9 protein-coding genes are annotated in these 12,594 nt (G+C 30.3%); 3 read left to right on the forward strand and 6 right to left on the reverse strand.

The window, feature by feature from the left end; all coding sequences use genetic code 11:
* Nucleotides 1-28: 28 nt before the first annotated feature.
* From JEM45_RS03305 to JEM45_RS03315, 3 genes are all read left to right on the forward strand, one after another.
* The gene (locus JEM45_RS03305) at nt 29-1,048 is read left to right on the forward strand and encodes a hypothetical protein (protein ID WP_198687781.1); all 1,020 of its coding nucleotides are present in this window, start codon (nt 29-31) and stop codon (nt 1,046-1,048) included.
* Between the two features lie 82 nt (nt 1,049-1,130).
* Nucleotides 1,131-1,814, forward strand: coding sequence for a DUF6270 domain-containing protein (locus tag JEM45_RS03310; RefSeq protein WP_198687782.1), 684 nt, complete (start codon nt 1,131-1,133; stop codon nt 1,812-1,814).
* Nucleotides 1,815-2,222: 408 nt separating this feature from the next.
* The gene (locus JEM45_RS03315) at nt 2,223-3,212 is read left to right on the forward strand and encodes an LbetaH domain-containing protein (protein ID WP_198687783.1); all 990 of its coding nucleotides are present in this window, start codon (nt 2,223-2,225) and stop codon (nt 3,210-3,212) included.
* 14 nt (nt 3,213-3,226) lie between these two features.
* On the opposite strand, the gene JEM45_RS03320 is transcribed toward JEM45_RS03315, so the two are convergent.
* The 6 genes from JEM45_RS03320 to JEM45_RS03345 all read right to left on the reverse strand — a co-directional run bounded on the left by JEM45_RS03320 (nt 3,227) and on the right by JEM45_RS03345 (nt 12,581).
* Nucleotides 3,227-4,981 carry a hypothetical protein gene (locus tag JEM45_RS03320; protein WP_198687784.1) on the reverse strand — a complete coding sequence of 585 codons (1,755 nt, stop codon included), beginning with the start codon at nt 4,979-4,981 and terminating at the stop codon, nt 3,227-3,229.
* A gap of 129 nt (nt 4,982-5,110) precedes the next feature.
* The gene (locus tag JEM45_RS03325; RefSeq protein ID WP_198687785.1) at nt 5,111-5,590 is read right to left on the reverse strand and encodes a hypothetical protein; all 480 of its coding nucleotides are present in this window, start codon (nt 5,588-5,590) and stop codon (nt 5,111-5,113) included.
* Between the two features lie 12 nt (nt 5,591-5,602).
* Complete coding sequence (locus JEM45_RS03330; protein ID WP_198687786.1) at nt 5,603-8,344, reverse strand: heparinase II/III domain-containing protein; 2,742 nt, start codon at nt 8,342-8,344, stop codon at nt 5,603-5,605.
* A gap of 17 nt (nt 8,345-8,361) precedes the next feature.
* Nucleotides 8,362-9,036 carry a DUF6270 domain-containing protein gene (locus tag JEM45_RS03335; protein WP_198687787.1) on the reverse strand — a complete coding sequence of 225 codons (675 nt, stop codon included), beginning with the start codon at nt 9,034-9,036 and terminating at the stop codon, nt 8,362-8,364.
* Nucleotides 9,036-11,576, reverse strand: a complete 2,541-nt coding sequence (locus JEM45_RS03340; RefSeq protein WP_198687788.1) for a glycosyltransferase — start codon at nt 11,574-11,576, stop codon at nt 9,036-9,038. Before JEM45_RS03340 ends, JEM45_RS03335 begins: the two co-directional genes overlap by 1 nt.
* A gap of 39 nt (nt 11,577-11,615) precedes the next feature.
* The gene (locus JEM45_RS03345) at nt 11,616-12,581 is read right to left on the reverse strand and encodes a glycosyltransferase family 4 protein (protein WP_198687789.1); all 966 of its coding nucleotides are present in this window, start codon (nt 12,579-12,581) and stop codon (nt 11,616-11,618) included.
* Nucleotides 12,582-12,594: the final 13 nt, after the last annotated feature.

Below are 12,594 nucleotides of genomic sequence, written 5' to 3' on the forward strand. Positions count from 1 at the left end.
TAAAATTTTTACATAGAGGATGAAAATAATGAAGAAGAGAATATTACTGATTTCTTTTTTATTCATTGTAATAATTACACTCTTTTTTGTTTATAAAAGTGACAATAATATCTACGTTAATATTGATGGCTCCGAAATTAAAGTAAAGCATTCCCTCACTAAAGAACAAAATATTATTGTAGTATACAATCAGAACAGAGATAATGAGACATTTGATATGAGTCAATTTATTGTACAAGATAAAGATAGTGACAAAAATGACTTTAAAGGTGAAGTAGTAATGAAGACAGCTACTGATTTCGTATCACCTTATGGTTTATTAGCGGAAAATAATACTGTAAACAATAAAGGCTTCACAGTTGGTGGATCACACAGTACAACAGGAGCAAATGATTATCCTACAAGTAGATTTGGTGGTTTTGATTCAATTAAATTAGATGATCAGAATTTAGATAAGGATGGCTTCTATGAAGGAAGAGAACTGACTTTAAATTTGTCACACTATATTTATGCCTCAAATACTATCGATGGGTTTAATACTCGTGATAGCCTATTAGAAGAGAGAACATATAAGATTACTGATGGTGAACATAATGTAGACGTCAGTCTGACTGCATTAGAGGACGTGATACTCACTAGATACGCGGGTTTACAGATGATACAACCTGATTATTATGATCACTTTGCTTTTTCTTCACAACCAGAGGCATACACAGTTCAAGGAGAGGAGGAAGGCAGATATACTCTTAAATCTAAATCATACGAAGATATCCATAGTGCAATTCTATATAATGATTCAAGTATGTTGATTATGAGTATTGATAGAGATTTTGGAATAGGTGACGGTAGTCTAGCCCCAAAAAGTACTGATGAATTTCCGCAGTCACCAATGACCTTCACTGGTGGAGAATTCGGAAAAATTTATGCCCATAACCTTGGCAGAAATAATAATAAGGTCACTTTAGAAAAAGATGAATCTTTAGCTTATTCTGGTAGTTATAAGTTCAAAGCTAATAACTTAATTAATAGAAAAAATTATATAGACTAAAATAATTTTAAACTTTTAGTTTTTACAAATTATTAATATTTAATCTTTATAATGAAAGTATATTAAAAAAGGAGCAATTACAATGATTGATATATTCGGTTCAAAGACACTCCACCAAGTTACATCTAATATAATCGGTCCTGAAAAACTTAATAGTTCTGTAATATCATCTAGCTTGGAAAGTCAATTCTCGACGTCGCTTACTCTTTCTAACTCTAAACTTGATCAACTAAACGGGATGGAAAGAAGTATAGTTGAGAATGAATATAAAAAGTCATTTCGTTTAAATGGGACTCGTGGTAAGTACCTGTTAGTAGATTTCTTAAGTGAAAGAAATAACATTGTTCAGTACAATAAAAGTAAATTAACATCTAATACAGAAATAAGAAAATTTTTGGAAAATGAAAAAACAAAGAATGTAATACTTGATAACCGTGCAAAATCTATACCCTCCTACATAGATCGGTTTACAGAAATTGCAGATTCATATGAAAAAGTAATTGTAGCAGAACTTTACCTGACCAATTATTCATTAGACGAAAATAATATGTTAGTTATCAATCCTAACCAGTATGGCATAAATAAAGTGAATGCCTTGTTAAAAACATTTTATGAACATTTAAAATTCAAAAAAAGTAACTACAATTATATTAAATTAGAAGATTATTATTCTGACATAAGCTCAAATGGCCGAGTAAGTCCATGGTTGTATTCAGAACTTACAAACAAGAAATTGGAAGAACTTTTACATAAATGTTTATTGTAATTATAATATCTAAAAGAAGGAATACGAAAATTTCGTATTCCTTCTTTAGATATTTAGTATACATTTATTATTTAGTTAAGTTCATCTCTAGAATCAATAATTAAAAATTTAGATGTTGTATTTCTGATTCTTGCTCTAAAATCTTCCATTAAATCAAGAATACAATTCTATGTTAGAATACTGAATCAAGCTTAATATCACCTATTTTCAAATGTAAAGATTTAGAATATAAAATTATAATTGTTGTTTTTTGTATAATAGCGTTTTATATTACACTATTAGTACCATTGAAAATGTACTAATTTAACACTACCACCAAAGATGTCCAATTGCATAATATAAACCCCTTTACGTTAGATTGTATTGTATAATTGGTATGTATTATACAATTTTTTAGAAAGGTCGTATATGATGGATAATCTAAATTTTACCACTAAAATCAAAAATTTTTTTGATATAGTAACTGATGTAAAAATCACTGGACTCTATGCTTTTTACTTATATAAAAATAATGAAATAATCAAAAGAGTTCCATATAAAGAATGCCATTCATACGAATTTAAGAATTTACAACCTGGAAATTATACCGTTAAAGTATTTTATAAAACTGATGAAGAAATTATTAGTAAAACAAGCAAAGTTCTATATGTTAGAAATAAATCAGCAACGACTATTAGACATACTAATTTTATTCTTGACAAACCAAACTTTGACTTACTGTGGATTTCAACGATACTAAAAGACGCGTATAATATTGAACACTATTTAGGTGATAAATCAGACAATGATACTTTTAACGATTTAGATTCAATTTCATTTCCTTCTGCTATAAAAGCTGGTTCTAAAATTTTGACATGTGATAGTTCTAAAATACATGACAATGACTATCATTATATATCCTTATCACAAAGTAGTGATAATGTTCTTAATGAATATCTCAGCCGTAAAAGTGTTGTACAACTTCAACAACTTTCTAGAAGATTATACTTAGTTGGCTTAGAAAAAGGGGCACATTATATTTGGATTAATATGAGACGAAACTCGAGTTGCTCTATAAGTTATAAAACAATAGTAGGTCAAAATTTCAGACTAGGTTTAGGTGGTATTGGAACTATTATCCATCCAAATGCAACCATTGGTGACAACGTAAAAATTGCTCAACATGTAACTATCGGTTTCTCTGGTGGAAATAGTACTTTAGAAGGACCAGTCATTGGAAATAATGTTTATATAGCACCTGGTGCTTTATGCCTCGGTGGTAAAATAGGTTCTAATGTTGTTGTTGCTGCTAATGCAGTTGTTTTAGATGAGATACCAGATAACTGCGTTGTTGCTGGTGTCCCAGCTAAAGTAATATCAACAAATATAGATAAATATAAGAACTTCCTTAAAAAATAAAAGAAAGACGAGTTTTACTCGTCTTTCTCAATCCACCAAACTAAATTTGAATACAACAAATTTAGTGTTCTTAGATCAGGTCTATTATTAATTTCTTGATGTAAAAGATTATTAATTTTTTCTTCTCTTAAGTTTTCCTTTATTTCATGTGAATCTACTTCACCTAAAATTTTTATTAAACTCTCTTGCATGTTCTCCATCTCAACTACTTGCCATAATCTCGCCTTCATCTTATTGGCTTTTTCACGATCTAATTTATTTGCTTGTCTTCTGGTGTTATTATCAGGTTTTTCTGCAAAATTAATATTCTCATAAACAATTTCATAGTTATCTTTGAACTGTATTTCTTTAACATTTTCTCTAGAGTTCTTGTAGTCATTATTGATTCTTGGGGTATCAAATGGTAGGTATAACAAATCTTCATTCAATAATTTTAATAAATCTAATACAAGAAAATTATTATTTCTTTCATTTCTATAAATGAATAATGTATCTATTGCAATTTTACATGAATATAAAGGATCAAATCTAGAATTATAGACACTTGAATAAAATGAGATTTGTCCAACAAAATATCTATTTCTAATGGCGACGTAATAGTAATCTAGTATACTCTCTTCTGGGAAACCTAGATTCAACCCATCATTAATAACATTTCTAAATTTCTCTACAAATTTCATTTTGAAATTACTGGTAAATAAGCCATTACTATTTAGGTTTTTCCATAATTTATCTACAATATCTTCAAATGAATTAAAACTATAGTAATTATTATCTCTTGTATAGAAAGACCTCATTAACTCACCGTAACCACCGCTCAAAATTACATTGTCTCTTTGTTCTATATTAGGATTAATAGTTTTTATTATTCCACTTGTTAAATTCATACTCCAGATTACTTCCTGCTTTAACGATTTAGGATATTTATATATAAATTGTCCTGAATCGTTAGTTTGTGTCAGACCAAAATGCTTTGATAAGGCAATAGATATATCTTTATCAGGAGAACCTTTTGAACCTGAACAAAAATACCTATACTCATTCTTTTTATCAATTGCTAATAAACCACTAAGTATTAGTCGAGAATCAAAACCACCAGTTAAATGTGAATATTTATTACCTATATTATTATGTGAGGATACTATATCCAAATTTGATTTTATCTCGTGTAACGCTATATTTAGAACTTCATCATAATTTCTAGTGTTAGCATTCTTAATGTATTCTTTAATTTTTTTGTTTATTGTAAAGTGAACTTTTTCCTTATCAATTCTTAAAAATGAGAACTGTTTTAAGGCATAAATATTTTTAAATGGTGATTGAGTTAAACCACCGTTTCCTGTAGCTATATTTTCTAAAAAATAGGAGAAATCTTTTTCCACTTCTATGCCAAGTTCACTCAATATTGAAATAATATTATCAATAGAATTAGAAAACACCTTTATTCCAGGTGAATCATAATAGAACAATATTGCTCCACCTAGTGGATCAGGTATAATCACGGTTTCATTTTCATCATATATAAATAAACAGACAGAACCTTTCATTTTAAATTGTATTTCTTCAATATCAAAACTCTGGGAAAGAACATCATTTTTACTATAACTTTGATTATGCTTTAAAAATTTGTCATTTACAATTCCTGAACCGTTCACTTCAAAACCATTAAATTTTTGTTGATTTTTTGAAATTATATATGTATTGTCCATTACTTTATAATCTGTTAGTAAATCATAATGCTGTTTTGTATGTACCAGTGTAGTAAACATATACAATCACCCTCCTATAATCATAAATCATATTGTAGTTTATTTATAATATTGACTTTAGTATTTAAAAACCTATACATCGCTTATTTCACAGCTATGTATAGGTCTATTTAAATATATATTAATATGTCATCGCGACTCTAATGTTATATTCGAACCTGTTCTTTTCCCTTCATTATCTATATTAATTAATTCATAACCATTGTCATTTTCAGAAAATAAGTATACTTGTGGTTCTTCACCTGAAATCACCAATCTATCTCCATCATTTGCTAGTCTATAACGCAGGTTGCCATCTCCATCTGAAAATCTAATGATTCCATTGTCAAATGTAACATTTGATCTACGTTCGTCAGAAGTAAATAAATAGCTGTTGTTTAATGTTTCATCATCCATAGAAATATAACTTGATTCATTCTCAACTTCAGCATCCTCAGCTTCAGTTGATTCTAAGTTTTCTTCTGGATCCTCCGAAGCATTAGCGTCAGTTTCTGCTGATTCCTCAGTTACTTCTCCTTCTGTTTTGGCAGCATCTTCTTCTGATGATTCATTTCCACAAGCTGCAAGCATTAATGAAACACCCAACATAAGTAATAATTTTTTATTCATAATAGCAACCCCTTATATAGTTTGATTTAATTCTATCATTTCTACATTTCTAATAATTGAAGTTATATATTTCTTAACAATATCATTACTTCGTAAAAATATTTTAATTCTCGAGTTAAGAATTTGATCAATATCTAAAACAATAGAGCTAGCCTTTTGAGGTCTACTTTTAAATTTAACTTCATTTTTATCACTTATTAAGTAATACACAATATTATAGTCTTTACCAAGTATATCTAAGTTTAATGAAACCTGTGTATTACCTACTAATTCAGTGTTGTGATCAACAATAGATAATTCCGGCTCTTCCACACCTATTATTGAATTATGTGCAAGATTCAATCCATAAATTTTATTTAATGACTGATATATATAATCTTTAAAGAACATCTTCAGATCTGCATGGTTTGCATCAGGAATCTCGTCTAATCTAATATCAACACCAGATTCTTTTAACAATCGATAATATGGAAGGATATGTCCTTTATAATGATGATCTTTTGTTCCCACACATATAAAGTAATTTTCATAATTTCTCACATTTGGTTTAAAGCCATATAATAAATTATTCAAGTATAATTTATCACCAATATCTGTTCCACCTGATACTACTTCACCAACATTTTTATGAGGCGCTTCATCGATAACGAAGTTACCCACCTGTGTTTGTGGCGCTCCGGCAATTACATTCTTAAATCCGTACTTCATTCCAAAATACAGAGACGCGAAAGCACCTTTAGATGAACCTACTAAGGTAATATTTTCAAAAGAAATATTATTTTGAGTCATAATAGTTAATATCAAGGATAATATGTCCGCTTCAGTTTCTTTTCCTTTGTTTTTACCTATAAAATAGTTACCAAACTCACCTATGTCATCTTTTATATATAACTGATTCATATCAATATCTTTTAAAGTTGCATAGTAATTATATTTATATTGATATAAAGGCATCATCGCTGAAAAAACTACAAGTAAGGAGTCGGATTTACTATTAGACTTGTAAAAATTATATTTTACATTAGAGTTCCCGTATACCTCTTCATTATCAATAATAGTCTCTTGTACTTTGAAGTTTTCTAATTCTATAGCAGAGCTCACTTTTGCTATATTATCTTCATTATAAAATCTTATAACAACTGTAGATGATTCTAAATAGCTGCCCATCTTAGGGAATTCAAAACTTTGTTGTCTATGACCCTGGCCCTCGACTATTTCTATTTCATAATGCTTAATGCTTTGGTCAAGTGAAATTTCAATTTCGGCTCTTTTAGAACCATCTTTTTTTGAAAAGATTGATATGATATTACCATTTACTCTAGCAGATACTTTGCTGCTCAGCTGATACAATACTTGATACTCATTTCGATTAGGTGACTCAACAACATCGTTAACTATAAACGATCCAGTTTCATGGTTCCCCTGTATTGTTCTATCATGTTTTACGTCTGTGTAACGATTATTATATCCAGTAACTATAAATTCATCACCATTATCTTCAAATTCAGCGTTACTTATACCAACTTTATCAAATTGATCGTCATTTCTAGGCAGGCTAGTATTATTTACAATTAATGTTGAATGTGCAAAACCAGAATAAGCATATTTTGTAAATGGTGAATCATAGTCATATCCATTTGGTCCAGAGTCTACGAATAGTTCACCTTTGTCATAAACTATAAAACTTAGATCATCTGAGTGTTTATGGTATCTGGCATTATAACTGGCTATAAAAAGGAAGTATGTTGCATGCTTAGTCCAGTCACTGCGACTTATAAAATAACCTGCTTCTTTAAATAGAACCTGCTTTTTAGTGGGTTCTTTACCTTCTTCTCCAAACGTCTTAACATACTGAAATGTTTCGGACGGGAATAAATTATAATAAGTTGGTCTTTTCGGTAATTGGAAGTTACTACAATCTGATATCTTAGGTAGGTATAAACTTGGTTCAAGAATGTGCATCGCATATTCTTCAGCATTTTTATAAATCGAGATAAGTTTTTCCTCATCCAATGATAATTCTTCATTGTGTAAGCTAGTAATTACATCTACAACCTTTTTTACATTTACAGTAACCATATAATGATAATCTGGAGAGTGTTCCTTGTGTACACCATCACTAGTATAGGTTGAGTAGAAGTAATCCTTTAATCTTGCTAAAGCTAACTGATACTCTTTAGATATTGCTGGTTCTTCATTATATAAGATTGCATAGGCCATTAATGAAATGTCCTGAAACATCCCATGATTCGTATTGGTGGAATGGAATTCTTTAGTTGATAATAACTCTACGGTACTTCGTATTTCTTTATCTAACCTTATAATCATTTGTTCAGACAACACATCTCTGCAAGAATAGTTAAAATTTAACCAATAAGTTAATCTAAGAGCGGTAGTTTCATCATGGTAAATCATCTTATCTTCTGGAGTTTGATCAACATAATCAAACCATTTAAATAAAATAGACTCAGCATAATAAATATATGACATGTCTGATGTCTGCAAATATGCATCAAATAAATCACCTAGAAAAGTATGGCCATGAATTAAGCGCCACAGACTTCTTGTTTCATTCTCAAATCTAAAATTATTATCTATATCTATAGCAATTTTTCCATTAGGCGGTAAGGCAAATAGATTCTTACTGAGCATGTCATCAGCTGCTGGAACTGGATTTTTATTTCTACTCCTATATAATAATGGTTTTACAATTTCATAGTTGTATTTCATACGTGTATGCACCCTCCTTATCAATTCAAATCTAAAACAGGCTATAAACCAGAATGTTTTTTGAAATGTTGGAGATAATTTTGAGAGAACCAATAAGCATCTAAATGATGATTTTCATAAAGTGGGACCACATGGACACCGTCCAACTTTTCAATCAATAAATCCTCAAATGATTCTATAAAAGCATTCATTATATTTACAGTCTCTATATCTGATCGTAACTCAAACTTATCTTCTGTTTTCTTAATATATTTTGGCAATCTCAACTTATTTAATATCACTTTATCAAACTTATTTAGATCTTTTACAAATAAATTAATATTTTCACTAACCAAGTTTAATCTGGAATCTTTCGTCATTCTTATATTTCTAGTACTCTCCCGATCAAATTTTTGATTGGCTGGTGTTAAAGTTAATCTGCCTTGAGCAGAGGTAACAACTTCAAATGCTTCGTATACAAAATCAATAACAATGACTTCACTTAGTGATTGGCTGCTAAACCTTCTAAACAACTTTAATCGATCATTTAAAACTTCTAACTGCTCATATTCACCCAAGCGAGTTTCAGCTAAATTTACATCCAATTTTTGTGTCTTTGTATACTGACTTGAAAGAGAAGAACCCAGATATGCTTTATTTAAATTAAATCCTAATTCTTCGGCACTCCTCATCAGTGGGATTAATGTGTATCTACTTCCGTATACATCAATGTTCATTATTTGCTATCCTCCACTTTTCGAATTTCTATAAAATGGGAGTATCCAAATAAATCATTTAGTATCTCATTTAATTCTCTGTCATTACTTAGATAATCATCACCATACATATCAAAGATTGCTTTCAAAATTTCAATCGCATCATCTTTCTCATCTTCATTGACCTTATCAATTCGTTTGACATACCAATTTTTAAAGTAAAAGGGAAATCTATTTTTAACGTAGATATCATATATACCATTTTCCTTAAGGAAAGGTACCCTTTCCTTTTCAAGTTTATAGTATTTTTCAAAAAAGCTTTTCTTTAGGGTCGTTGTAACAGATCCTGTTACTGCTGCATAATACATATGAATAAGAAGCTTCATACCTTTTATTTTATTTGAATTCAATACAAGCTCCTGGAAGAACATTGTATCTTGTCCTGCAGCACCTTCAACCATATAAAGATTATTATCCTGAACAATAGAGCTTTTTACGATGAGAGCTTGAATACTATGTGCACGTAACCCAGCCTTGATTAGAAAATCCTTAGGATCTTCTATTAGTAAATCTTTATCATATTTTGCCATATAGCTAGTGTAATTTAATGGTGTTCTCTTCTGGTGGTCTTCCTTAATGATGTTACCAAGAACAAGATCAAGTTCCTCGTCCTGCTGTAATTCATTTAGAAGTTTTGCGTAACCATCTCCACTCGCTTCATTATCCGGGTCGAGGAATGTAAGATACTTCGTTGTAGTCATTTGAATACCTTTATTTCTTGGTCTGGAAGCACTGCCCGACCCTTCTTCATAACGATGATATTTAACATCAGGATGTCTTCTTCTAATACGGTTAATGACCTTTAAAGTAATCTCATCAGAACTGCCATCATCAACTAGAATAATTTCCATCTTATTAAAGATAGTCGAGCGTTTGAGACTACGGAAACATTTGTTATCCAAATAACGCCCATTGTTGTGTACAGGGATAATGACTGACAGTGTTTTGTCATCTGATACTCCTGTTGACTTCTCAGCACTATTGAAAATTTCAGTAACCGGAATATTTAAAACGAGTTTCTCAGATTGTCCTACGTTAGAAATCTTTTGTAATGAAAACTTCTCATCCCATTCTTCAGTAAAGTTATACTCGTCTTTATTCATTGTTACTACATCTGCATCAGTATAGGCAAAACCAGATAGTAAGGTCTGCAAGTAATACTCTTCATATTCGACATCATCATCAAATTTAGCTATATAATCATACCCAGTTAAAGAATCATCTGTAAAATCTTTTTCGTGAATATAATCTGCATTAGTGATTATCTGTCTATTAAATGATTCCTCTGATGCATCATCTTTTAAAACAACCAAGATTTTTGGTTCACTTAACTCATGGTTTATATTAGCAGCATTTAAAATTTTACTTACTCTATGAAATGCTGTGTGATTTAGCATGACATTCTGAATACCTTTTGCAATGTACTCTTTTTGATCATCAAAATTATGGCCATCTAAAATTCGTTTTACGTCATCTCTGTCATTTACTATAAAAACATTTGGGAAGCGATTATTTACACCCATACTATAGTTACTGAGAATAATATTACCCATAGCCTGTAATTCATAGACCCTGTTGGCAAACATAGTATTTGAATATTTAACTGAGTTCAGGTTAATGCCCCACATTGTCGACTTATGTAAATTCATCAGTCTATCATGAGGAATTGTCTTAGAAATAAAATCGAAATATTTTGTAGGGAATTGATATGATTTGAGTTTTCGATCAAAATTTCTATCTATTATGTTAAGGGCATGGTCACTTCTAATGACGCCACTAAATAAATTTTCTGCTTCTTTATTTCTCACAGGATATTTCGTCATCCAACTGCCTGCAAACACAACTTCTTTATTTAAGTCAGATTCTGCAAGATTTTTACCAAGAGGGTTATGGTAGAAAGGATTAATTCCAAATTCTAAATATCCAACACTTTGATTGCCTGTGTCCTGCTTATATTTATCTATAATTTCCACAGCTGAAGTGAAAACATGATCACATGATTGTGCTATAGAAATGTATTTATCATAGTTAACAGGATCTTCTTTCGAGTAAAAAACTGTCGGAATACCAGCAGCTTTATACTTCCCTATGAGGTCAAGAAGTGACTTTCTTTTGGCACCATTAGGGTTTGCTATATATTGCCATGTCCCATCGATTCCTCTCCAACTAGTGACGACCAAGAAAAGATCTAAAGTCTGATCTATTTCTATATCGTCAGAGTAAGGTATATATTTAATATTAGCGGCATCTTTTAGAGAGTGATACATAAATTCATCGCAGATAATACCGATATTCACATCGATTTTGTCGTATAGAGCAGAACCTTCGTGATCTATTTCTCTGAAATTATTAATAATTCCATCTAATTTATCACTCGTTCCATACTTATTAATCACATCATAATATTTTTCGGGATTAAATCTCACACTATCTTTTTCCAGGTCTTCATCGATATTTGCGAGAAGTTTATTTAGTATCTTAGTATCGGAATTTCTGCTCATAATTTTCACCCTGCTTTGATTGTTTAAGTTAATTCTTAATTAAGCAAATATTATTTCATCTAGTTCCATAATAGCATTACTTTGATCAAATTTACTCTTTTCACTAGAAAGTCTTTGATCAATTTCCTCTTTTTTAGCTCTCATCTTCGTAATATATCCCTCTACTTCTGTTAAATCTTCTATAATGAAATCAGCAGAATATATTGATTCTGACCCTTCCCAATTGGTAATGATAGGAATTGCTCCTGTTGCAATTCCCTCTGCAGCAGCCAAATGGAAACTCTCGACGTCACTAATACTTAAAATAAACTCCATTTGGTTATAAAACTCTACAACATCTCCATAGGATTCAAATATCACATTATCTTTCCACTTAGCCTTATTAATTCTTTTGAACTGTGCTTCATAATATTCTCTTTCTTCATCGATCCGCATTAACCATCTTAATTCTTCTGGTCTCTTACCTTTGAAGTGTAAATGATATCGATTATCCTGCTCATATAAATTTTCAAAAATATCAAGAGCTAAATCCATGCGTTTTAATTTAGGGAGGTATCCTACCATACCAAGATTGTATTCTCGTCCAGATAAATTTAAGTTTTTAAATTTATCTAAATCAACATTATTATAAATTAAATGCATTTTTTCTCTAGGCAATTGAAATACACGGCTAAATTCTTCGTAAATATACGGTGATACAGCTATAAAACTATCAATTTGATCGATTTTAGCTTGAGTCAGATAAGTCGTTTCCAATTCCTGTCTATGCAGTCTTACTATTAACTTCTGATTTTCTTTTTTGTTTTGTGAGTAGAAAATAGTATTGCCCAATCCCCACTCACAAAAAATAATATCTGCCCACTCTAAATACTCATAACTATCTTTTACATTATGAGCAACGTGGTTTTCCCAAACATCTAATTTAACTTCGTGTTCAGTATTCTCCAGATAGTCAATGTAAAATTGAATGAACTTCAAATCGTGTCCTGCGATTAATATTTTCAATGCAAAACTCCTT

This window comes from Jeotgalicoccus sp. ATCC 8456, assembly GCF_016313225.1.
Classification (GTDB): domain Bacteria; phylum Bacillota; class Bacilli; order Staphylococcales; family Salinicoccaceae; genus Jeotgalicoccus; species Jeotgalicoccus marinus.

Coding starts and splice junctions, on each gene's coding strand:
- JEM45_RS03325 (WP_198687785.1), bottom strand. CDS start 5,590: ATGAATAAAAAATTATTACTTATGTTGGGTGTTTCATTAATGCTTGCA.
- JEM45_RS03310 (WP_198687782.1), top strand. CDS start 1,131: ATGATTGATATATTCGGTTCAAAGACACTCCACCAAGTTACATCTAAT.
- JEM45_RS03315 (WP_198687783.1), top strand. CDS start 2,223: ATGATGGATAATCTAAATTTTACCACTAAAATCAAAAATTTTTTTGAT.
- JEM45_RS03305 (WP_198687781.1), top strand. CDS start 29: ATGAAGAAGAGAATATTACTGATTTCTTTTTTATTCATTGTAATAATT.
- JEM45_RS03340 (WP_198687788.1), bottom strand. CDS start 11,576: ATGAGCAGAAATTCCGATACTAAGATACTAAATAAACTTCTCGCAAAT.
- JEM45_RS03320 (WP_198687784.1), bottom strand. CDS start 4,981: ATGTTTACTACACTGGTACATACAAAACAGCATTATGATTTACTAACA.
- JEM45_RS03335 (WP_198687787.1), bottom strand. CDS start 9,036: ATGAACATTGATGTATACGGAAGTAGATACACATTAATCCCACTGATG.